The 22071-nt window shown below is 50.2% G+C and carries 20 protein-coding genes; 2 read left to right on the forward strand and 18 right to left on the reverse strand.

Annotation, left to right across the window (positions count from 1 at the left end; genetic code table 11):
• Nucleotides 1–17: 17 nt before the first annotated feature.
• From IEY53_RS23080 to IEY53_RS23120, 9 genes are all read right to left on the reverse strand, one after another.
• A complete protein-coding gene (locus IEY53_RS23080) occupies nt 18–746 on the reverse strand; it encodes an amino acid ABC transporter ATP-binding protein (protein WP_189029213.1) in 729 nt (242 codons plus the stop codon).
• A 298-nt stretch (nt 747–1044) separates the two neighbouring features.
• Nucleotides 1045–1182 carry a hypothetical protein gene (locus IEY53_RS23085; RefSeq protein WP_189029215.1) on the reverse strand — a complete coding sequence of 46 codons (138 nt, stop codon included), beginning with the start codon at nt 1180–1182 and terminating at the stop codon, nt 1045–1047.
• A gap of 18 nt (nt 1183–1200) precedes the next feature.
• Nucleotides 1201–1485, reverse strand: a complete 285-nt coding sequence (locus IEY53_RS23090) for a hypothetical protein (protein WP_189029217.1) — start codon at nt 1483–1485, stop codon at nt 1201–1203.
• A gap of 362 nt (nt 1486–1847) precedes the next feature.
• Nucleotides 1848–2837 (reverse strand): inorganic phosphate transporter, encoded by a 990-nt coding sequence (locus IEY53_RS23095; RefSeq protein WP_189029219.1) that lies wholly within the window; start codon nt 2835–2837, stop codon nt 1848–1850.
• A gap of 13 nt (nt 2838–2850) precedes the next feature.
• Nucleotides 2851–3468, reverse strand: a complete 618-nt coding sequence (locus IEY53_RS23100; RefSeq protein WP_189029221.1) for a DUF47 domain-containing protein — start codon at nt 3466–3468, stop codon at nt 2851–2853.
• 268 nt (nt 3469–3736) lie between these two features.
• On the reverse strand, nt 3737–4837 hold the full coding sequence (locus IEY53_RS23105; protein ID WP_189029223.1) for a DUF3048 domain-containing protein: 1101 nt from the start codon (nt 4835–4837) through the stop codon (nt 3737–3739).
• 156 nt (nt 4838–4993) lie between these two features.
• A complete protein-coding gene (locus IEY53_RS23110; RefSeq protein WP_189029225.1) occupies nt 4994–5770 on the reverse strand; it encodes a DODA-type extradiol aromatic ring-opening family dioxygenase in 777 nt (258 codons plus the stop codon).
• 132 nt (nt 5771–5902) lie between these two features.
• Nucleotides 5903–6733 (reverse strand): alpha/beta hydrolase family protein, encoded by an 831-nt coding sequence (locus IEY53_RS23115; protein WP_189029227.1) that lies wholly within the window; start codon nt 6731–6733, stop codon nt 5903–5905.
• 138 nt (nt 6734–6871) lie between these two features.
• Nucleotides 6872–7066, reverse strand: a complete 195-nt coding sequence (locus IEY53_RS23120) for a hypothetical protein (RefSeq protein WP_189029229.1) — start codon at nt 7064–7066, stop codon at nt 6872–6874.
• Between the two features lie 186 nt (nt 7067–7252).
• Between IEY53_RS23120 and IEY53_RS23125 the strand changes: the two genes are divergently transcribed.
• On the forward strand, nt 7253–7915 hold the full coding sequence (locus tag IEY53_RS23125) for a DUF1129 family protein (RefSeq protein WP_189029231.1): 663 nt from the start codon (nt 7253–7255) through the stop codon (nt 7913–7915).
• Between the two features lie 50 nt (nt 7916–7965).
• The gene (locus IEY53_RS23130; protein ID WP_189029233.1) at nt 7966–8877 is read left to right on the forward strand and encodes a hypothetical protein; all 912 of its coding nucleotides are present in this window, start codon (nt 7966–7968) and stop codon (nt 8875–8877) included.
• Nucleotides 8878–8939: 62 nt separating this feature from the next.
• Here the strand turns inward: IEY53_RS23130 and ilvA are convergent, their stop codons facing one another.
• The 9 genes from ilvA to purM form a co-directional block, all read right to left on the reverse strand.
• A complete protein-coding gene (ilvA, locus tag IEY53_RS23135; RefSeq protein ID WP_229696298.1) occupies nt 8940–10205 on the reverse strand; it encodes a threonine ammonia-lyase IlvA in 1266 nt (421 codons plus the stop codon).
• Nucleotides 10206–10333: 128 nt separating this feature from the next.
• Nucleotides 10334–12514 (reverse strand): methyl-accepting chemotaxis protein, encoded by a 2181-nt coding sequence (locus tag IEY53_RS23140; protein ID WP_189029235.1) that lies wholly within the window; start codon nt 12512–12514, stop codon nt 10334–10336.
• 250 nt (nt 12515–12764) lie between these two features.
• The gene (locus IEY53_RS35925) at nt 12765–13019 is read right to left on the reverse strand and encodes an aspartyl-phosphate phosphatase Spo0E family protein (protein ID WP_189029236.1); all 255 of its coding nucleotides are present in this window, start codon (nt 13017–13019) and stop codon (nt 12765–12767) included.
• Between the two features lie 226 nt (nt 13020–13245).
• Entirely contained in the window at nt 13246–14646 is a 1401-nt protein-coding gene (locus tag IEY53_RS23150; RefSeq protein WP_189029238.1) for a helix-turn-helix domain-containing protein, read from the reverse strand.
• Between the two features lie 992 nt (nt 14647–15638).
• Entirely contained in the window at nt 15639–16946 is a 1308-nt protein-coding gene (locus IEY53_RS23155; protein ID WP_229696299.1) for an SEC-C metal-binding domain-containing protein, read from the reverse strand.
• A gap of 288 nt (nt 16947–17234) precedes the next feature.
• Complete coding sequence (purD, locus tag IEY53_RS23160; RefSeq protein WP_189029242.1) at nt 17235–18500, reverse strand: phosphoribosylamine--glycine ligase; 1266 nt, start codon at nt 18498–18500, stop codon at nt 17235–17237.
• An 18-nt stretch (nt 18501–18518) separates the two neighbouring features.
• Entirely contained in the window at nt 18519–20066 is a 1548-nt protein-coding gene (purH, locus tag IEY53_RS23165; protein WP_189029244.1) for a bifunctional phosphoribosylaminoimidazolecarboxamide formyltransferase/IMP cyclohydrolase, read from the reverse strand.
• 206 nt (nt 20067–20272) lie between these two features.
• On the reverse strand, nt 20273–20890 hold the full coding sequence (gene purN / locus IEY53_RS23170) for a phosphoribosylglycinamide formyltransferase (RefSeq protein WP_189029246.1): 618 nt from the start codon (nt 20888–20890) through the stop codon (nt 20273–20275).
• Nucleotides 20890–21930 (reverse strand): phosphoribosylformylglycinamidine cyclo-ligase, encoded by a 1041-nt coding sequence (gene purM / locus IEY53_RS23175; protein WP_189029248.1) that lies wholly within the window; start codon nt 21928–21930, stop codon nt 20890–20892. Before purM ends, purN begins: the two co-directional genes overlap by 1 nt.
• Nucleotides 21931–22071 lie beyond the last annotated feature (141 nt).

A 22071-nucleotide genomic window follows, 5' to 3' on the forward strand; every position in this document is an offset into this window, starting at 1 on the left:
TTATCCTGTTTCTAGATTCAGTGGCTTAACACCCGGCTAAGAAAGAGCTGCGTCCGTTCTTCACGTGGACTGGCGAAGAATTGCTCCGGCATCCCTTCCTCCACAATCTGCCCCTGATCCATAAAAATCACCCGGTCCGCCACTTCACGCGCGAAACCCATCTCATGGGTCACCACTACCATGGTCATGCCCTCGCGGGCCAGGTTACGCATCACATCCAGCACCTCCCCAACCATTTCCGGGTCCAGCGCCGAGGTCGGCTCGTCAAACAGCATAATTTTAGGTTTCATGGCCAGCCCCCTGGCAATGGCTACCCGTTGCTGCTGTCCGCCGGACAACTGGGAAGGATAGGCTTGCGCCTTGTCGGCAATCCCTACCTTTTCCAGATAATACATCGCGGTCTTCTCCGCTTCCTCCTTGGACAAACGAAGCACCTTGATGGGCGCCAGAGTGATGTTGTCGATCACTTTTTTATGGGGATACAGATTAAAGTGCTGGAACACCATCCCAATTTCTTTGCGCAGCTTATTGATATCGGTCTTGCGATCATTTACCGTAATATTGTCCACTGTCAATCCGCCGCTCGTAATGGTCTCCAGCCGGTTGATACAGCGCAGCATGGTACTTTTCCCCGAGCCGGAAGGGCCCACGACCACCACCACTTCCCCTTCTTGCACATGTAGATTAATACTCTTCAGCACATGGAAATGTCCGTAATGTTTGTCTACCTGATGAAAGTCGATCAACGCCAGGCCTCCTCTGCTCAAAGTTAGGCAACAATCTCATCCAACTGTCAGCTTTAATAACATTTCCGGCTCACCCTGCTACAACGGCTACGAAATCCTACTTTATCCTACGCTAACTTTTATTTTGTCATGTCATTTTCTTTTCTAAAAGTCAGATACATATTTTCTTTTCCGGATGATTTAGGTTGTTTATCGGTTGTTCGTCAGGTTTTGTGACATTGAATATCTTGAAAAACACACAAATAAAGCAGAGCCGGTGTGTTAACCCGACGCTGCTTTGAATGCACATGATAAATTTCTAAATACTTCCAATACACTTGAGAGGAATGGCCATACCGCTGAGTGTGGTTAACAAAATAACAGCTACCATGATGAGTTGCTGTTTCACATTGATGTAACTGTATAACCGAACAAATAAAATTTTCATATCTTTCATAAAGGCCCTACCTCCAGGCTACATTATAAAAGGAACCTTATTGTACTCCAACCATAATAAGGTTACTTGGTCCCCTGAAATGCAAACCTTGGCTTTTTTCGTTTTTTCGCCGTACATAACATAGCAGGCATCGCAACCGTCCTGTTGATCTAATTTCATTTTGCGCGGGTGGAGCAGCAGTTGACGGAGATGCTCCATAGTAAATCCCGCTTGTCGAAAGACGTGTACGGCACGGTCGGCCATTTGAAGCTCCTGTTGATTAAGCGCCTCCTCCACTCTGTTCAGAAATATGATTTTGTCCATATCTTTCCACTCCTTTATGCTGTTTTTTCAAAGAGGACATCAGTATATTTTCACTTTCCATGCGGCAGGACAGCCAGCCAACAATCGAAAACAATACCGGATTGCAATCGCGTAGATAAGTCCATAAGTATGCTGTATGACTCTCCCCTCTTAAAATAAGTAGTTCTAGCTCTGCATGGAAAGTTATAATCTTATTTATACTTTATTCCAATTTTCTATATTCAAGATATACTAGTATTATAATTAATCACATGAAAATCGTCACATTTAATGGAATAAAATAGAATTAACAGACATTTAAATCAAAAAAAATGCCCGTAGCCCCATCAGGGCCACATGGCATTTTCACAATTCGTTTATGTTTAGAAAAACAGTTTGAAAATGATACCCGCCAGCACTGCGCTGATCGGAATGGTGATGAACCAGGTCACTACGATACGTCCGGCCACACCCCACTTGACAGCGGAGAAACGTTTGGCCGAGCCTACACCCAGAATTGCGGAGGTGATGGCATGTGTTGTACTAACCGGCAAATGCAATAGTGTTGCTGAGAAAATAACGGTAGCCGCCGAGATATCCGCCGCGAAGCCGTTGATGGGCTCGATTTTGAAAATCTTGGTGCCCATGGTCTTGATGATCTTCCAGCCGCCGATCGATGTTCCGAGTGCCATCGCTGTCGCTGCAGCAATCTTAACCCACAGCGGAACCTCCATGGTGTCCAGACGGCCTGAGGTTACCAGGGCAAAGGTGATAATCCCCATCGCTTTCTGGGCATCATTGGTACCATGGGTAAACGATTGAAGGGCAGCCGTTATGATCTGCATCGTCCGGAAGCCTTTATTCACTGTATGCGGACTGCGCTTGGCAAAAATCCACTTCAAAATCATCATAACAATGTAACCTATAACAAAAGCAATGAGCGGCGAGAACACAAGCCCCTCAACAATTTCGATAAAGCCGCTCCATTTGATATGTTCCGAGCCGGCCCCGATATATACAGCCCCTGCCAAAGCCCCGATCAGGGCATGCGATGAGGAGGAGGGAATCCCAAGCCACCAGGTCACCAGATTCCAGATAATTGCGGCAATCAGCGTAGCGATAACGACGTCAATTCCGTTCTCCAGCTTCGTTGGGTCGGTAATGCTCCCGCCAATCTTTTTGGCAACACCGGTAAACATCAGAGCACCTACAAAATTCATCACAGCCGCCAAGATAATGGCTGTACGCGGCTTCAGTGCCCGCGTGGAGACAGAGGTAGCGATTGCGTTGGCTGTGTCATGAAAGCCATTGATAAAGTCAAACGCAAGCGCAAGAAAAACAACGATGCCTAGCACCAATAATGATGTTTCCATATCTACAGGCCCCTTAAGAGTTACGCATGATGATCGATTCCAGCATGTTGGCTACGTCTTCGCATTTATCCGTAGTCGTCTCCAAACGCTCGTACAGCTCTTTGCGCTTAATCAGCTCAATAGGGTCCTTCACAGTTTCAAACAAGGCTTTTGTACATATAAGAAGCACTTCATCAGCCTGATTCTCAAGATCGTTGAGGCGGATGGTGTATTCGCGAATAGCCAGCAGCTTCTTCTGGGAGAGCAAGTGAACCGCTTTTTGGATCTCATAGGCACTCTGGCGAAGAATCTCGGCAAATTGGACAATATATTCATCCGTATCGAGCAAGTTATACATATAGAAACGAGAAGCAGACGCCTCCAGGCCGTCCATGACATCATCCATGCTTGTAATCAGATCCATAATGTCGTCGCGTTCAAGTGGTGTGATGAACGTCTTGTTCAATTCCTTGATAACGGTGTGCGTGTAAGTATCACATTGGGATTCGTATTTCTTCATCTCCGCAGCGAATTCATCCACTTTATTCTGGAGATCGGTAATATTCTGAGCGAAGTAATCCGCAGCTTGGACAATGGTATCCGCCATATTTTCCAACGTCTCAAAGAATATATCCTTTTTTCTCAACCTCATCCTTGTAAACCCCTTTACATAAAATTACCGTGACAACGCGAGGTCATCCAAATGTAAAAAGCATGAAAATGAATGACAACCCTTGTTATCTTATCACAACAGTAGAAGGGATAGAAGTAAAAAAGGCGAACTTTTTTACACTCGTTTGATAAATATCGACAATAAAGAAAACAAACCTCAATACCCGGAAGGAATGGGATTAACTGGTTTACTCATTTTTTGTACATTCCAGCCGGGTAATCCTTACTTTGCACCCGCAGATGACTTCCTATTCGCCTGGCTCCTGGTTAGATTCGGCATACTGGATGTGGCTGCTGAACGAAGGCGCATTCGGAACGATCAGGATATGCGTGACCCCCGTTGCCATCAGTGCCTCTTTTCCATCTTTCACGAACCGGATAATGTCGTCTTGCTTGCGCGACCATCTGCCCTTCGTGACTTGCCCGTGCTGGAACAGCAGCGCTTCACCGCCCAGCTCCACATCCACTTGAAGTCTGCCCACATCATCAAGCACCTTGTGATCGGCTCCCATTACCATAACATTCGCGGCTTCCACCGGATTATTGTTATTCAGATCCAAATGCGGCTTGCCATTTACCCAACGCACAAACGTTTTCCGTTCGGCATTATATTTATAATCCACCGTGTAACTCTTGAGCAGGAAATTCACTGTGAATTCGGGTGCGGCCTCCCCGCCTAGCGGGAGCTCTGCCGGACTGAAGAGATAACCCGGAACCTTCGTATCCTCTGCGAATCCAAGCCATGCCGCGCCTTCACGCAGCATGGCAGCGTTGCTGTACAGGTTATGCGGAGCCTTGCGTTCCTTGTCACGCCAGAAATAGGCGCCGGCCCGGCCGATCTCGTCAAGATCCTCCTTGTTCTGCTTCTGCAGAATCGCATAGGCATCCGGACTGCCTCCTGCGTGAACCGTTACTCCACCATAGCTCTCCCCGATATCGATCAGGTAGGGGCGTATGCTGCGGATCGGTCCGATTTTGACGACCCCGGTATGGCTCTGGAAGATTCCAATCAGCCGTGTAATGCCTCCTTCGGCAAGTACTTCATACACAACATCCGCTTCGCTGATTCCGGACTGCGGCCGGGCAGCTGGTGCATTATTAATCATCACGGACAATGGCCGGAGCAGTGCGCCTTCGGTTACCGGAAGACCCGTTAATGGCGACAGCAGTTCTGCGGCGGGCTCCGCTGTAGGAGAGGGCGACGGGGACAGGGTGGGCTGCGGAGACAGAGTTGGCTCTATCGAAGGGGCAGGTTCAAGGTTCGCGCTTGGCGCACTGCAGGCGGATAACAGCAATGAACTCAAAAGTATAGCGGATATTAGCTGCAAAGAAGAGCGGTTTACCTTCATAAACAGTGGTTTCCTCCTAAAAATAATGCAGAGTAGTTCCTTCCATTTAATCATAGCCCGCCCTGTTTGTCCTTGATTTCCGCAGATTTCCCCACGATATATTAAAAAGGTTGTGACCGGAATCCGTCCGGCCACAACCTTGTTCACATTATACAATTAATCGAGCATCCAGCAATTCAGACTGAGCGTGCCGTATTGATAGGCCTGAATCATTAAACCGGCCTGCCGTCCTTCATCCGCCGCGCCCATCGCATAGAACAGCGGAACGAAATGTTCTCTCGCATACGAGGGAACCGCTTCCCGGACATGCGGCGCCTTCTTCTCAAAGGCAAACAGTTCCGGCAGATCCCAAGTTTCAAGCCGCTTGGCAATCCAGGCATCGAATTCCTGGGCCCAGGCCTCCGGCTGGTCCTTCTCGCTCAAAAGGCGCAGGTTGTGAACCAGTCCCCCGCTCCCAATCAGCAGAATGCCCTCTTCCCGCAGCGGAGCCAGCATCTGTCCGATCTGATACTGCTCGTGCGGCGATCTCAGGGAATCGACGGATAACGCTACGACCGGGATATTGGCCTCCGGGAACATTTTTTGGAGAATGACCCAGATGCCATGGTCCAGCCCGCGTCCCAGAACTGGCTGATGCGGCAGATTATGATCCTTGAAAAGCTCAGAGATCCTGCGGCTGAGCGCAGGGTCGCCCGGGGCCGGGTAGGTCAGCGAGTATATTTCTTCGGGAAAGCCGTAGAAATCGTGCTGCGTCTCATGCTGTTCGTCCACCGTAAGCAGTTGTTCCGGGCTGTCCCAATGGGCCGAGAACACTACGATACCGCGTGGCACTTCAAGATCCTCACTAAGCCGCGCAAGGAAACGCGTATACTCGTTATCCTCCAGGGCAAGGAGTGGAGAACCATGCGCTATAAAGAATGCCGGTAATTTCATCGATGCCAACCTCCTATAACCCAGTATATGGTCTGCATCTTTATTTTACCGCTTCTTCTCATGGATTGCGAGTGGAGGACTAGCCTGTTAGGGCGTATATTCAAACCCGAAACGAAGGATTGAATCTACCGCCTAGATCATCCAATTCTGCCACTCCTCCTGCAGATGCTCCTGCTGGTTCATCCACTCCCTTGTCCGTTTGAGCAGCTGCACCTGAGCGGGTCCGGAAGAGAAGGTGTGATCGCCCTGAAAAATAATCTCTTTATCGCAGCGCCCCTCGGGACGGGTCCAGAACAGCTTTTGATAAAGGAAAGCATAATCTACCGGAATCACATCGTCTGAGGTTCCGTGGATCACCAGTACATCTCCGCTGAATTTGCCAGCTTCCTGAAAGGGCTGGAAGGCTGCCAGGGAATTGAAATATACCGGTGTAAAGGCGTAACCCGCATGATCTGCCGAGCCGGTCTTGACCGCCTGGTCGTATGCCTCCCGGCCGACAATCTTGACGATATCATTAAACGGGTAGCCCACTGCGGACCACATAACCAGATTCTTGACACGGCGGTCACGGACAGCCGTCAATAGCGCGACTGCGCCCCCCAGACTGTGCCCGATCAGCGTAATCCGCTGCGGGTCCACATCAGTGGAGCCGATGCCGTAGTCCAGGACTGCCCGGGTCTGGGCGATCATCGACTCCATATCCTCGCTTCCGTAATTGCCGCTGCTTTCTCCGCAGCCGGCATAATCAAAGCGGATAACCATATAGCCATCCTCCGCCAGCTCCCGCGCAGCCTTGACAAAAAGCCGGTCCACGCCGATCCGGCTGCCCACGAAGCCGTGGCAGATCACCGCCAGGGGCACACGGTCTTTGCAGCGGCCGGAGTTCCCTTTTGCTTTAGATGGATAATGTATGCTTGCAGTCAGTTCCTCCCGGTTATGCCGGATGACAATCGCCCGTTCCATTCCTGTGTCCTCCTATTATTCCGATTAACTTACTGTGATTAATCCCATGTCTTTATTATACGGCTTCTATTTATACTGTCAACCTGAAAAGCCCCTTCTGCTCCTTTACGGAACAGAAAGGGCTTCCCGCTGGTTCATTTAATTGTAGCTGTCGTGAAACATATCATGAGTTTCCTGTCTGCCCTTCCAATCCTTAAGCCAGCCCTCAGGCGATTCCGCAGCGGATTCCCAGAGGCTGAAGCCATCGGAATTGCCCCAGTCTCCCACTTCCAGGGAAGTTTCAGGCTCGAAGCCATCGCCCATGAATCTCTCCTGCTTGTGCTCATGTTCCATAATGCCCGCTCCCTGCCTTTCCCTAACGTAATATTTCTGAATCAACTACCCTCTCAGTGTTCACCCTTTATAACGGTTTATGCATCAATCCTGCAGGTGGCCCGTCCTTGCACTGAACCGCCGCACAAACGTATACTCTAGGTTAGAGACTAACCCGATTACACACTGGAGGTTTATGTTCCTGCTATGAAAGTCAAAGATATGATTAGGGAAAACAATCGGCTACGTGAGCAGCTGACACCGTCCAACCGCTCTTATTTGGAAGATATGATTCTGGCACTACGGGACAGTCCTGTAGACGCATTGAGGACAGAGGAGCTGCTCCTCGAGGCTGCGAAGCTTCTGCTGCAAGCCCAGGAGAAGGGCAAAAGTGCCCAGGAGATCTTCGGGGAGGACCCGGAAAGCTATTTCCAACAGATTATAAGCAGTGCTCCGGTACGTCCCCCCCGCAGCAAACTGAACTATTATTTAATGATTCCTTGGGCGGCGCTTACCTGTCTGTTCGGCATCCTGTCCATAGGCGGTCTGATTATGCTGTGGAGCAGCGGAACTGCCGGTATCTTCGGACAAATCAGTCTCTTTACACTGATCGCTGTGGGGGCGGGTTCGGTTATTCTCGTCGAAATGTTAATGAAATGGCTGTCCTCCTTATCCGAAGACGACAAACCCTATCCCAAACCATTCGATATTAAGCGGCTGGGGAGCTACATTGTGATCGCCATTATTGCCGTATTTGCCGGCAGGTACCTCGACACCTTGCTGCCGGTAATCCCTATCTCCCCCTGGGTGAGCCTGGCTCTTTTTATAGTGGGGGTAGTGGGACTAAAGTTTATCTTTTTCAAAAAATAATGGTCTTATTCATATCCATTCCATATCTTCGAAACAGGGGTGAATTTCACATGAAGAAGAAAGCAAGCCTGCTAAGTGCTGTCATCGCGGCAATACTCACGCTGCAAATCTTGCCCGGGGCTGGGAATCCAGCCTCAGCAGCCAAGGCTGACAGCAGTCATGCCGAAGCGATTTACAAGACGGCCCTGCCGTTACTCACTTCCTCCGAGAAGCTTCCACAGGCGATCAAGTATTTAAACAGCCATATCTACGCAACCGGGTCATATCGGGCTACCGTTCTTACCCTGAAACTTGAGAATCTGCATAAGGCGGGTCTACAAACCTGGGAGAGTAAATTCAGCACAAGCGGGGTCCAGCGCAAGCTCGCCTCCATCTACAAAGCGGAGACAAGCATGTCCAAGCTTGCAGAGAGCACCCAAGACACTTCTTTGCGTGCTCTGCTAAAAAGTGCAGGAGAAAGCGGCTATAAGCTGGAGACGGCGGAGGGCTACTATTTTCCCGTAATTGACTATGGGGCATACCGTAAATATAAATTATATGTAACGGACGATATCAGTGATTATATTACAATCATGGCGACTGAGACGGACCTCCCCCCTTCCAAGGACAACGGGCTGATCATTTCCTGGACCGACGTCGCTGCCCGGGCTCTGGCCCAGGAGCAGTTCACGCAGAAGTATCCGGGTTCCAACCGGATCTCGGCAGTCAAGTCTTTATACAGCATGTATGTAACCAACACGTTCTACGGCCAGAACAACACGCCTTTGTTCCATTATGACGACCTCGAGATGGACCTCGAAGCCCAGAAAGCCTATACCGGTATACTGGCCCAGAAAAGCGGAAGCAGCCCGTTCCTGCAGAAACTCGACAGCTTTATGAAGCTGCTGAAGGACAAGCAGTACAAGCTTGACGATGAGGTCAAAGCGTTCCTGAAGAAGGAAGTTCCGCTTGAACCGCAATAACATTCAAAAGCCCGTTCCACTTTTTTCTGTGGGACGGGCTTTTATAATGCTTATACGGGCAATCAGATCAGCATATTGAACAAGTTCGGGTCCTTGTTAACCTCGATATAATCCACGCCCTTCTGCTGCAGCCTTTCGATCAGCGGGGCGTACGCGTCCGTGGACAGGAGTTCGATGCCGACCAGCGCCGGACCATTTTCCTTCTCGTTTTTCTTTGTATATTCAAACCGGGTGATATCATCATCGGGCCCCAGCACCTCGGCCAGAAACTCCCGGAGAGCTCCGGCACGCTGCGGGAAGTTAATCATGAAGTAATGCTTAAGACCTTCGTAGATGAGCGACCGTTCCTTGATCTCCTGCATCCGGTCGATATCATTATTCCCGCCGCTCACAATGCACACCACGTTTTTGCCGCGGATCTGCTCACGGTACAAATCCAGTGCTGCGATCGGCAGCGAGCCTGCCGGCTCCACTACAATGGCATTCTCGTTATATAGCTCCAGAATGGCAGTGCAGGCCTTGCCTTCCGGCACCTTCACTACATCATCCAGATAGCGGGCACAAATATCATAGGTCAATCCGCCCACACGCTTCACGGCGGCACCGTCCACAAATTTGTTAATCTCCTGAAGAGTCACCACTTCCCCACATTTCAGAGCTTCGCTCATCGAAGCGGCACCAAGCGGTTCGACCCCAATAACCTGAGTCGACGGACTTACCGTCTTCACATAGGTGGCAACACCCGCTGCCAACCCGCCTCCGCCAATGGTAACAAAGACGAAATCCGCAGGGTTGTCCAGACTCTCCATCACTTCCATAGCGATGGTGCCATTGCCCGCAATAATCCGCGGTTCATCAAACGGGTGAATCAGCGTCATGCCGAAATCAATACAGGCCTGAAGCGCTTCATCATAAGCATCGTCAAAGGTATCCCCCTTCAGGATGACCTCCACGAACTCGCCGCCGAATCTGCGGACCTGCTTCACCTTTTGATTAGGGGTGGTGCTCGGCATATAGACCTTGCCTTTAATGCCCAGCGCCTTGCAGGAATAAGCCACGCCCTGGGCATGATTTCCTGCGCTGGCACAGACAATTCCTTTGGCTCTGTCCTCTTCGGACAGACTACGAATCATATTGTAGGCGCCGCGGATTTTAAAAGAACGCACAATTTGCAAATCCTCGCGCTTCAAATACACATTGCAGCCATATTTGGCAGACAGCACAGCGTCCCGTTGCAGCGGAGTCCGGACAATGACCTCACGCAGCACATGATGCGCCCTCACGATATCTTCCATTCCAACGATCCGGCCTTCGCTTTCTTTCAACATTTTCTCGCCTCACTGTCTCTATTAAATCAAGATACTTCAATCTTGTTACTTCTTGTAAAGATACTCTTCCGGGAGCAATTTTTCAAGCATTCTCCATTTCCTCATCATTCTGCGTTCATCTGAATAAGCTACGCCGTAAATCTCGATACGGTCTCAAGCAGCCGTGCCGAGCTCTGCTTGATCTCTTCCATCTCGGTGACGATTCTGCCGGACTTGCCCATCATCTCTTCGTTTTCGGCTGCAATACTTGAAGCCCCTTCCGCACCCTCCTGGGTCGCAATACGGGTCTCTCCAATTGCTGACAGCATGTTCTGAATGGAGGCCAGCAGTTGTTCGGAAGTAGCGCTGAGATCCGTCACCAGATCCTCTACATACGCAGCATCTCTGCTGTACTGGAGGCCCGTCTCCTGCATAAGTTCATAGTCTTTCAGAACCTGTCCGTCCACGAAACGCAGCATACTCTCCGCTCCTTCAACCAGACTTGCTACCGCTCCAATCACCGACTGGGTAACCTCCTGAATTTCGCTCACTGTATCCTTGGAATTGTCGGCGAGCTTGCGGATTTCCTCCGCAACCACAGCGAAGCCTTTGCCTGCATCCCCCGCCCGGGCTGCTTCAATGGAAGCATTCAAGGATAAGAGATTGGTCCGGGAGGCGATCTCCAGAATCGCTCCGGATAACGTATGAATCTGCGCAATCGATTTGGATTGTTCAATGGCGGCCCGCAGCCTCTCTTCGTTCTCTCCAAAGAGTCGATCCGCCTGCTCCCGCGACTGGCCCGCTGTTTCCTTAAGCTGTTCTGCCCGTTCATTGATCGCGTTAGCCTCTTCCGCGCCCGCCTGCGCCTTCAGTGCAATGCCGCTGACCGCATGCTCAATCTCTGCCGTGCTCGCACTCATCTCCTGCATGGAAGCCGCTGTCTGCTGCATACCTGCCGACAACTCTTCCGTAATGGCCGAGACATCAATGATCCCCTGATCGAGCAGCGCAACATTTCGTTCTGTATTGTCTACCGCTTCAGAGATACTGTGCGAATTTCGGATGATCCCCTGAATCAGATTCTGCTGCGAAGAGATCATTTCGTTGAATCCTTCGGCCAATTGGCCCATTTCCCCCTTCGCCGTTACCCGGGCCCGCACCGATAAATCTCCGGTCATCGCTTTATGGAAGGCTTTGGTCAGAACGGGGATGGGTTTCAAAATGCTATTGGAAACAACATACAGGAGCAGCGACAGAACCACAATCGCTGCCAGTATCGACAGTACAAAAATGTGCTGGAACTGCGCAAGAGCCTGCTCCGCATCCTTCTGGGACACAACCAGCGCTACTGACCACTGGTTATCAATCGCCGGTGCGTAGGAAACATAGCTTGGCTCTCCGTCGAGTCTTGTCTGGACGACATCATCGCCCCACTGGAGCATTAGGTCGCTCACAGATTTCCAGTCGGTACCGAGGTCCGCCATCTTTTGCTTCAGCACATAGTCGCTGTTCGGATGATATATTAACTTACCGGATTTATCGATCAACACGGCGTACCCGTTGCCCTTATAATTAAAAGCGCTAAGTGCCTGCGTGATCTTCTCTGTAGAAATATCTACGCTCGCAATGCCCAGCAGGCTGCCCGAATCGTTCAGGATAGGCGTGCTGACACCGATAACCGTCTTGCCGGAGCTGACATCAATATAAGGGTCGCTGATGGTAAGCCGCTTATTCCGGGACGTTACCGCATACCAATCGCGCTCCTTCATTTTGAAATCGGGCGGTGTCTCGAGCTCATCATGGGTAACAATCTTATTTGCAGCATCCAGGCCGATATATACATTCAGCAGATTTGCATTGGTATCCTTAATCATGTTCAAGGTACGAATAAGCTCATTGTAGCCGTCCGTGGACTTCACTTGGTCCGCAGCCTTTACCTGTGAAATATATTCCCGGACATAGGCATTGGCGTTCAACAGCTCTACGCTGTTTGAAGCGGGCTGCAGCAAATTGTTCACTTCCACTCGGATTTGTTCCTTTTTATGCGCCAGTGAACTGTCCAGCTCCGCCACGATCATCGTTTTGGCTTTGCTATAGATGAGCAGCGATACGGCAACAAAGATAACGACCACCGTCACTAGCACGGACAGGAGCAACCTGCCGCGTATCCCCATATTGCCCAGAGCTTGAACCTTTTTTCGTATTCCGAACAAAGATTTCTCCTTCTCACCAATCTTCTCTTGCAGAAATTCCGCGCCATTCCCCGCAGCCGTTTGCTCCAGCCGTTGTCCAGTCCCTTCTTTCTTCTGTTCGCTCTCTTTTTGTGCCATGGGACGCCCGCCTTCCAAAATAATGATGAGCCTATAACTCTCTCTCCCTTTGAGTATCTCTTAATTTTCGACATTTTTCCACAAAAAACTACATCCCGGTATGAATTTCCCCGCACTGCTGTAGACATCACGGCAGGAACGCAAATAGACCGCCTCCGATAGTGGAAACGGTCTATTCCTCTTCAATTATCATTAGCAAATCCACCGCCCTCAAAAGCGACTCTGTCCAAAGACCGTTAACGGTCTTTTCTTACGATGCAGTATTCGAGTTACGGTAAAGCCGGGAATGAACCGGTACAAGCTCTTCGTTCAGGCTGCGGTCGCTCTTGCGGGTCCTGTTAGTGATCTGCATGTAGTACTTCCGGTTATACTGATTAATATACTCGTCCAGCAGCATCGATTGACGCAATACACTGGGATGGCTGAGCCCATACCTTTGCTCCAACTCATTTAACTCTTGTCTGGCCTGCTCCAACCCCTGATATAAACTTATCTCTAATTCCACTCTCTATCCCTCCTTGGTTATGCTTATTTTAGAGGGCTATGCCTATTTCTATGAAAAAAATAGTTTTGGAATTAATGTTTAGAATGCATAATAAAAGACCAGCTTGAGGCTGGTCTGGAGGGAAATATATAAATAAGATATTTAACCTCCCCCGTGCCGATCAAAGGGTACGACCATGGCAACAGAGGAATGAGGTTGAACCGGGGCTGTAGATATTAGTAAAACACTAACGGCTACTAATAACACTAGTATTTTTTTCATCGTGATTCTCCTCCTTAAGTAATCTTTGATACTCGAATATTGTTTCGTGTGATGAGAAACTCCTGAAACGTTCCAATAATCTCACAAACTTGATAATTCGAGTCTCATTGTTAGTTTGTAAAGATTTATTCAAGCCCACTAGTAAGTACTTAAACCCAATGTGATACGCTTCTTTGGTTAAGTAATATAATGCAATTTCATAAAAGAAACGCGTAAGTTGTTCTGCAACTACCTGTTCTGTGTAAATTCCTATTCCTTTGGAAGGATTGTCAGTATAGAATCGGATTTCCCACTCAAAAGTTTCTATTATTTTGTCTACATTGATATCATATAAGTTAGCTGCTTTCATAATGTTTAACAGCCCCGTTATAATCTCGTCTTCGTTATCTTTTATGTAAAATACATACTCTTGAAGAATACTCTGATCACCACACATGAGTTTAGCCACACACACATTCGCTTTTGCCCATCCATTATAAAGCTGCAACCAGTGTTTAGTGTCACTGTCCGTATCTATTACCCAACTTAAATCTTCATAAGCCTGGTTAAATTGCAAACCTTCTTCATACTCTCCCCGTGAATCACACACACTTCCACGAAGGAGATTAGAAAAGGCCCAATATACAAAAAGCGGTCTTTGAGATTTCTTCCTCGCCTCTTGTCTACTACTCTTCGGCTGCTGTGTCAGCGAAATCTGAATTCTCGCCAAATTCCCCATCTCCTCAGCAACCTTGTCCACCTTATCCCATCTTTGCAACGAACGATAAGTATTGGCCAGGTCCCTCAACGCATCCAACTGGTCAATTTCATCCAGCCTGTCCACAAAAGGCTCAAACTGCAAAGCGGCCTGTAAATTCTGCTCCTGGTCATCCCCTAGCCGCAGCGTGAACAACCGGTATTGACAAAAAGCCAGCCGTTCCGAATGCTGACGCCGTTCGCTGTTGGCAACACTTTCATAGAGCAAAGCAGCGGATGCTTTCCGCCCTTGTTTGAAGAAGTCTTCAGCTACCTCGAACAACAAAGGGGAATACGTTAAGTTGTCGAGCAGCAAGAGCACAATCTGCCGGATACAATCCAGCTTGTCCAATTCAGCACAGCGGTACAACAGCGGCCTGATCCTTCGCCAATTTGGCACGGCTTCAACCATACATTCCTGAATGTACTGCTCATAATAGTAACCCTGAGGCAAAGCCAGTACTGCGGTCATCCGGTCCAGTTGATCGACAGCCATCACGCGGTTGCCTTTCAGAATCGAACTCACCGTTCCCGCATTAAGCCCCGCTTCCTTGCCCAATTGACTAATGTTTAAACCCTTGCGTTTAATGAACGCTTCCAGCTCTGTGCGAATCGTGGGTGTATTGGTCAAATAAACCACCCCTTAACGGTACGTTACGACAAGACTGGCGATCACTTCCTAATATATTACAAATATAACCATAAAATGAATATACGTCAATCGTTTTTTCAACTCTTGTAAACAATCCTATATCACGATCTAGCGTATCTCTTCAGACGATATAAAAATTCCCGCGCCAGTATGATCAAAGCGCGGGAGCTAAAATAATTATTTAATTGTATAAGCTGTTAGTGAGAGTTTACCAGACAAGTAATCGGAAAAATACGCTGTTTTTGTTTTTGGGTTATAACTTAAAAATTAGGTTATAAAGACCATGTGTGCTCCAACAGATCTCCTACAAACACTTGGCCGTTAATAAACTCAGTTTGCCATCCTGACAACTCTTCTTTTTCTTTAAAAGAATTCTTTATTGAAGAAGTCTCTAATCCGCTTGTACTATTAATTAATCGAAAAACCTTTTGAGCTTTAGAAGCAGTAGTAGAGTATCAGCCTTTAAAAGGTGGGAGTAGAGGGCGCATTCAAAAGCTGCCTCCCGTGAGGCACGCTGTAAGCCTAGGGCGGAGATCGCTAGAGTGCACTTTATACATCAGGATGGGAAAAAATAGGCTCATTTTAGGATTTTAGTGTATTTGGTGCAGCAGGAACCGCTGCATTCGCCGAAAAGTGCCTTATGGCTATCATTTCAATGTATAAAATGCATCATTACGGATGTTTGAGCCTCATTTAAACCATTCTGAGGTACTTTATACATTAGAACAGCTCGAAGGCTGGTGACGAACGCTAATCCATATCAAATAGCCTTCAGGCATCCCTTATTTTTAATCTATGCTGTACTAAGACGATCTGCATTACTTGAAACTGCTTCATAATCATAAGCATAAGAAGTGAAAACAGCTAAATTTCCACCACTATAAATGCTCCCTTGATAAAAACCCAAATATGGCCTATTAAAAAAAACCACCGCCCGCTTAAGGCAGTGATTCTTCAGATTCACTTCTAACCTACTGCTTCAGCATCCACTTCAGCAGGTCCGGCACGCTCGCCCATAGGCGGGAATGTATAATCACATATTCAATCGCTTCGTTCGCATCGCCCATCCCGACATAGTCGGGAAGATTGTGAGGAAGCCGTTTGAGGCCGAGCAGGTAGTCCGGCACATGCTTATTCACATTGCGGGCAACGCGGTACAGCATCTTCAGCTGTGACGTGATCCCGTTCTTCTTGTATTCCAGCACAATCCGGTCGTAGGCATAGGCCGCAGCCATGTCGTCTTTGTTGCCCATCAGCTTCTGCGCCTCGGCCAGCTTGTTGCTGTACAGGTAAGAGGCAGCCAGCAGATAACGCGCACCTGTATTGTCATCCGGGTTCAGTTCAAGAATGTACTCAAGCGTCTGCGCCGCTTCTTCCGCGTTGCCGCCGAACCAGCAGGATTCCGCATAACTTTTGCACACTCTGATATAGGGACGGCTCTCGTGCAGCCCCCAGAAGTAGCCTTTATTTTGGGCAAAAAACAGCTCTCCCAGCTCACGCTCACCTGCGGCCATCCCGGCTTTCAACAGTTCACGCGCATCCTGTTCATTCTCCGATTCCTCGGCCAGAATAAGATAGGCATCCGGGCTGTCCGGATAGATCTCCAGGGCCGCCTGGGCAAGCTGAACACGCCGTTTCGAAGAGGTTGCTTCCATCGCCTTGTAGAGCAGCAACTGCTCTTTCTCTTTCGGACTGCCGGAGTTCCCCAGATCATCCATTTCCACGTCGTCTCCGCCCATGCCGTACTCTTCCACATAATTGAAGATCTCTTTCACTTTACGTGAAATGGTAGCCGTCGTAACGTCATATTTTTTGGACAGATCCACCTGTGTAATCAGGAATCCATACTGCTCGGACAGCAAGTATTCGATGGCTGCGCAGAACGAGCCGGTCTTCTTGACTGCTGGCTTCATCTGACGGGAATATCCGTTCCAGAGAACCAGGCCTTCCACAATAAGCTCTTTGTCATAGTCATACCGCATGCTCTCGATCAGCTCCAGCGCAAGCTGCTCATGGGCCGGATGTTCCCATTTCAGATCACGTGTAACCATTTTTCTCACCTTGGCCAGGGTCAGCTTGCCTTCTGGACGTGGAGCGGGCACTGGTGCAGCTTGGGTCATTGCCGGCTCGGCCGTGACTGACTCATGGGCCGCCGCTTCTTCCGTTGTTACCAGCCGCAGTATGGATTCCACCGCAGAGGTTTCCTTGCCCAGACAACATTTCTTATATTTTTTCCCGCTTCCGCATGGGCATAAGTCATTTCTTCCAACCTTACTCAAAACATATTCCCCCTTAAATCTGTAGCTAACGCCACGCCCGGAGCGCAGTGCTATTGTGCATGTAGAAGTATCATTTCCCGGCAAGGGATATTCTATATCCATCAGCCTTCCGCAGGTCCGGGGACTATCATTTAAAAAAGGCCTTTCCATGATCGGAAAGACCCTTTATCTGTATATATCCGCACATTTTCCCCCGTACGTGTTGTATTATAGCACTTCTTCTATGACTTGTCAGTCCTTTTTTTAGGACTTATAGCGTAAACATTTACTAGATACGGTTCTTTATCCTCAGACCAAGGCCTTCATGGCAATGTCACTGCGGTTTTGCTTCCCGGCAAAAGCAATGCTCTCTGCCTGGGCGTACGCCGCCTCACGGGCCTCAGCAATGGATGCTCCCAGCCCGACGACACCCAGTACCCGGCCGCCGTTCGTGACATAGCTGCCGTCTTCGCCAAAAGCGGTACCGGCATGAAAGACCAGTCCGCCCCCACGCTCAGACAGCCCGCTAATTGGAACTCCCTTTGGATAAGAACCCGGATACCCTTCAGAAGCAAGCACCACGCACACGGCAGCTTCCTCGCTCCACTCAATCTCAATATCCGCCAGCCTGCCCTCTACCACCGCCAGGAAGATCTCAAGCAGATCACTCCGCAGTCTGGGCAATACAACCTGGGTCTCGGGATCGCCGAAACGGGCATTGAATTCGATCGTCTTCGGCTTGCCGTCCGGCGAAATCATCAGTCCAGCGAATAACACGCCGCTGAATGGACGGCCTTCGGCCACCATCGCCTTGGCCGTCGGCTCAATAATCGTCTCCACCGCTTCCCGGATAATCTCATCCGCGATATGCGGCAGCGGCGAATAGGTGCCCATACCGCCGGTATTGGGCCCTTTGTCACCATCGAATACCGGCTTGTGGTCCTGGGCCGCTGCCATGGGACGTACGGTTTCGCCGTCGACAAAAGCAAGGATCGACATTTCCTGACCCGCCAGGAATTCCTCAATGACCACCTGTGCGCCCGCTTCACCGAACACTTTGGAGACCATAATGTCACGGAGTGCCAGCTCCGCCTCTTCCCGTGAGTAGGCCACCGTCACACCTTTGCCTGCCGCAAGGCCATCCGCCTTGATGACAATCGGCAGCTCCTGATTGCGTAAATAAGCAAGAGCCGTCTCATAATCGTCAAACTTCTCATATGCCGCAGTAGGAATGTTGTATTTGTGCAGAAGATCCTTCATAAAGGTCTTGCTGCCTTCGATCTCCGCCGCATTCCTGCGCGGGCCGAACACCGGGATACCCTCTGCTTCAAAAGCATCCACAATGCCCCCGGCCAGTGGATCATCCGGGCCGATGACCACAAGACCCACTTCACGCTCCTTGGCAAAAGCCGTCAGACGGTCGAACTCGAATACGCCGATCGGCACACATTCCGCCAGCTGCGCAATCCCGGCGTTGCCGGGTGCACAGTAGATTTTACCGGCACGAGGGCTTTTTGCCAGACTCCAGATGATCGCATGCTCCCGGCCCCCGCCGCCAACCACTAAAATATCCATAAGTTCCTCCCTGAGAGCCTAGTGTTTGAAATGACGAACGCCGGTGAAGACCATGGCAATCCCATATTCATTAGCCACTTTAATGGATTCCTCATCCTTGATGGAACCGCCCGGCTGAATGACAGCCGTGATGCCTGCCTTAGCCGCCATTTCCAGCGTATCACCCATAGGGAAAAAGGCATCGGATGCCAGTACTGCACCCTTGGACTTCTCACCGGCCTGCTCAATCGCGATTTTGGCTGCACCCACACGGTTCATCTGGCCTGCACCTACGCCAACCGTCATATCATCTGCCGCGAGTACGATCGCATTGGATTTCACATGCTTAACAACCTTCCAGCCGAACAGCAATTGCTTCAGTTCATCTTCGGTTGGTTTGCGGTCCGTTACAACCTGAAGCTCATCCGCATTCACGGAATGCACATCGCTCTCCTGCACTACCATACCACCGTCGATGGAAGTCACGACGAAGCTGCTCTTTCGGGCCGCAGCCGCACTGAGATTGCCGATTTGAAGCAGACGGATATTCTTCTTTTTCGTGAGAATCTCCAGTGCTTCTTCGGTGAAGCCCGGTGCCAGCACGATTTCGAGGAAAATATCCTTCAGCAGGTTGGCAGTATCGGCATCCACGATCCGGTTCGCTGCAACAATTCCGCCGAAGATTGAGGTCGGGTCGGCGTTGTACGCTTTTTGATAAGCTTCATACACACTCGCCCCTACGCCAACCCCACATGGATTCATATGCTTCACCGCGACCACCGCAGGCTCTTCAAATTCCTTGACAATTTGCAGCGCCGCGTTGGCGTCATTGATATTGTTGTAGGAGAGTTCTTTGCCATGCAGTTGCTCGGCAGAGGTCAGCGTATCCAGGGCCGCCAGCGGCTTGCGGTAGAAAGCAGCCTTCTGATGCGGGTTCTCCCCGTAGCGCAGATCCTGAATTTTCTCGTAAGTTACGGTATAACGCTCCGGCAGGGGATCCCCCGTCACATTCGCCAGATAATCGGCAATCAGGGCATCGTAAGCCGCCGTATGACGGAACACTTTTGCCGCAAGACGTTTGCGTGTCTCAAGCGTAGTATCGCCGCCTGCACGAACTTCTTCCAGCACTGCAGCATAATCTCCCGCATCCACTACCACACTGACAAAAGCATGGTTCTTGGCTGCAGAACGCAGCATCGTCGGTCCGCCGATATCGATATTCTCGATAGCTTCCTCGTACGATACATCCGGCTTGGCAATCGTCTCAGCGAATGGATACAGATTCACGACTACCAGATCGATATAATCGAGACCCAGCTCGGTCATCTGGCGCGTGTGCTCCTCATTGTCACGAACCGCCAGCAGACCGCTGTGCACTGCAGGATGCAGTGTTTTGACGCGGCCATCCATGATTTCAGGGAACCCTGTCACATCGGAAATTCCGATAACCGGCACGCCTTCCTTGGCAAGTAATGTGCTTGTTCCGCCTGTGGAGATAATTTCTACGCCCAATGCAGACAACTCGCGGCAAAAATCTACGATACCCTGTTTATCCGATACGCTGACCAGCGCTCTTTTGATACTCACTTTGAATAGTCCTCCTCCGGTATGCTTGCGGTTTAATGGGTTGGCTCAACTGTTGTGCTGGGAAAAATAAGGCCACAGCAGGGCCTGTTTTGTGTACGGGTGTTGTTTGGCCGGTTATCAACCAGATCCACCAAAATGCGACGCATTAAGCGGCCGATGCGGTATTTCCCGAGAAATATCGAAAATGACCGGTGATGCTCATAAAATTACTTGTCACGTGTTGTCGAAATACGGCCCTGAAGTGTAATTCTGCCGTCTGCAAAAGCACCGACCACCTCGGGGTACAGTTCATACTCTACCTGGTGGATGCGTTCAGCCAATGATTCGGGGGTGTCATTCTCCTCGACACTTACGGAACGCTGGGCAATCACAGGCCCCGTATCCATGCCGCCATCGACAAAATGCACCGTGACCCCCGTCAGCTTCACACCATAATCCAGTGCTTGGCCTATCGCGTCTTTGCCTGCAAAAGCGGGCAGCAGCGAAGGGTGAATGTTGATGATCCGGCCTGCGTATGGCTCAAGCAGCGTTGGCGTAATCAGCCGCATATAACCGGCCAGCACAATTAGGCCAATCTCCCGGCGCTGCAGCTCAGCCACAATCTCGACCTCGTACAGTTCACGGCTGGCAAATTCCTTGGGCCGCAGCAAAAGGCTCGGAATACCTGCATCCGCCGCCCGCTGCGCCACAGGGGCTTCCGGGCGGTCGGAGACTAGCAGCTCTATTCTGCCCGCGCCCAGCCTTCCGGCGTTCTGCGCCTCAATCAATGTTGCAAAATTGCTGCCCTGCCCGGAGGCAAACACAGCGATTCTACTCTGCTCCATTACACTTCAGCTCCTGTAAAGGTAACAATCCGCTCGCCTTTTGTTACGGTGCCGATGATATACGCCTCTTCTCCGCTGGCTTTCAGAAGTTCAAGCGCACGTTCCCCATTGGCAACATCCACTACCAGAACAAGGCCAACGCCCATGTTAAACGTGGTGAACATATCGCGGTTGCTTACATCGCCTTGTTTTTGCAGCAAGTCAAAGATCGGCAGGATCGGCCAAGCTCCATAGTTAATCTCTACATTCACACCATCCGGCAGCATCCGCGGGATATTCTCGATGAATCCGCCTCCGGTAATATGAGCCATGCCTTTCACCGGGAGCTGTTCTAGGAGCGCCAGCAAAGGTTTGACATAGATTTTGGTAGGAGCGAGCAGCACATCTACAAGCGGTGCTCCCAGTTCATCTACTACATCATTCAAGCCATAACCGCCCGACTCCAGCAAAAGCTTACGCACCAGCGAGAACCCGTTGCTGTGCACACCGCTGGATGCGAGGCCAATCACCGTATCACCAGCTGAAATGCTCGCCCCTGTTACCAGCTTAGCCTTGTCGACTACGCCTACTGTAAAGCCGGCAATGTCATATTCGCCCTCCGAGTACATTCCCGGCATTTCCGCCGTTTCGCCACCGATCAGCGCACAACCTGCCTGGTGGCAGCCTTCTGCGATTCCGGCTACGATAGCTTCAATCTTCTCCGGGATAACTTTGTCGCATGCCAGATAGTCCAGGAAGAACAACGGCTCCGCACCTTGCACGACTATGTCGTTCACACACATGGCTACGGCATCGATGCCGATGGTGTCGTGGCGGTCAGCCGCGAACGCGATTTTGAGCTTGGTGCCGACTCCGTCTGTTCCCGATACGAGCACCGGCTCCTCATACTTGTCCTTATTCAATCCGAACAGCGCTCCGAAACCGCCCAGCTCGGTCATCACTTCAGGACGGTACGTACGCTTCACGTGCTTCTTCATGCGTTCTACCGCTTCGTTGCCAGCTGCAATATCCACTCCGGCATTTTTATAAGCTTCCGACACTTTTGGACACCTCATTTAAGTTAGTTTAGAGCGCGGTTGCGGGGCAGACAGCTCCTGGGTGGTTATGAGGCGTTATTACAGGGAATGTTTGGACTTCCGATCGCTGTTATGTTTGGATTTCCTGATTAATACCGCTCCTAG

Source organism: Paenibacillus albidus (genome assembly GCF_014644435.1).
In the GTDB taxonomy this organism is placed as follows: domain Bacteria; phylum Bacillota; class Bacilli; order Paenibacillales; family Paenibacillaceae; genus Paenibacillus_AQ; species Paenibacillus_AQ albidus.

What these genes read in the sequence shown, in the direction of transcription:
- IEY53_RS23085 (WP_189029215.1), bottom strand. Translation starts at nt 1,182, where the DNA reads ATGAAAGATATGAAAATTTTATTTGTTCGGTTATACAGTTACATCAAT.
- IEY53_RS23090 (WP_189029217.1), bottom strand. Translation starts at nt 1,485, where the DNA reads ATGGACAAAATCATATTTCTGAACAGAGTGGAGGAGGCGCTTAATCAA.
- IEY53_RS23095 (WP_189029219.1), bottom strand. Translation starts at nt 2,837, where the DNA reads ATGGAAACATCATTATTGGTGCTAGGCATCGTTGTTTTTCTTGCGCTT.
- IEY53_RS23100 (WP_189029221.1), bottom strand. Translation starts at nt 3,468, where the DNA reads ATGAGGTTGAGAAAAAAGGATATATTCTTTGAGACGTTGGAAAATATG.
- IEY53_RS23105 (WP_189029223.1), bottom strand. Translation starts at nt 4,837, where the DNA reads ATGAAGGTAAACCGCTCTTCTTTGCAGCTAATATCCGCTATACTTTTG.
- IEY53_RS23110 (WP_189029225.1), bottom strand. Translation starts at nt 5,770, where the DNA reads ATGAAATTACCGGCATTCTTTATAGCGCATGGTTCTCCACTCCTTGCC.
- IEY53_RS23115 (WP_189029227.1), bottom strand. Translation starts at nt 6,733, where the DNA reads ATGGAACGGGCGATTGTCATCCGGCATAACCGGGAGGAACTGACTGCA.
- IEY53_RS23120 (WP_189029229.1), bottom strand. Translation starts at nt 7,066, where the DNA reads ATGGAACATGAGCACAAGCAGGAGAGATTCATGGGCGATGGCTTCGAG.
- IEY53_RS23125 (WP_189029231.1), top strand. Translation starts at nt 7,253, where the DNA reads ATGAAAGTCAAAGATATGATTAGGGAAAACAATCGGCTACGTGAGCAG.
- IEY53_RS23130 (WP_189029233.1), top strand. Translation starts at nt 7,966, where the DNA reads ATGAAGAAGAAAGCAAGCCTGCTAAGTGCTGTCATCGCGGCAATACTC.
- ilvA (WP_229696298.1), bottom strand. Translation starts at nt 10,205, where the DNA reads ATGTTGAAAGAAAGCGAAGGCCGGATCGTTGGAATGGAAGATATCGTG.
- IEY53_RS23140 (WP_189029235.1), bottom strand. Translation starts at nt 12,514, where the DNA reads ATGGCACAAAAAGAGAGCGAACAGAAGAAAGAAGGGACTGGACAACGG.
- purD (WP_189029242.1), bottom strand. Translation starts at nt 18,500, where the DNA reads ATGGATATTTTAGTGGTTGGCGGCGGGGGCCGGGAGCATGCGATCATC.
- purN (WP_189029246.1), bottom strand. Translation starts at nt 20,890, where the DNA reads ATGGAGCAGAGTAGAATCGCTGTGTTTGCCTCCGGGCAGGGCAGCAAT.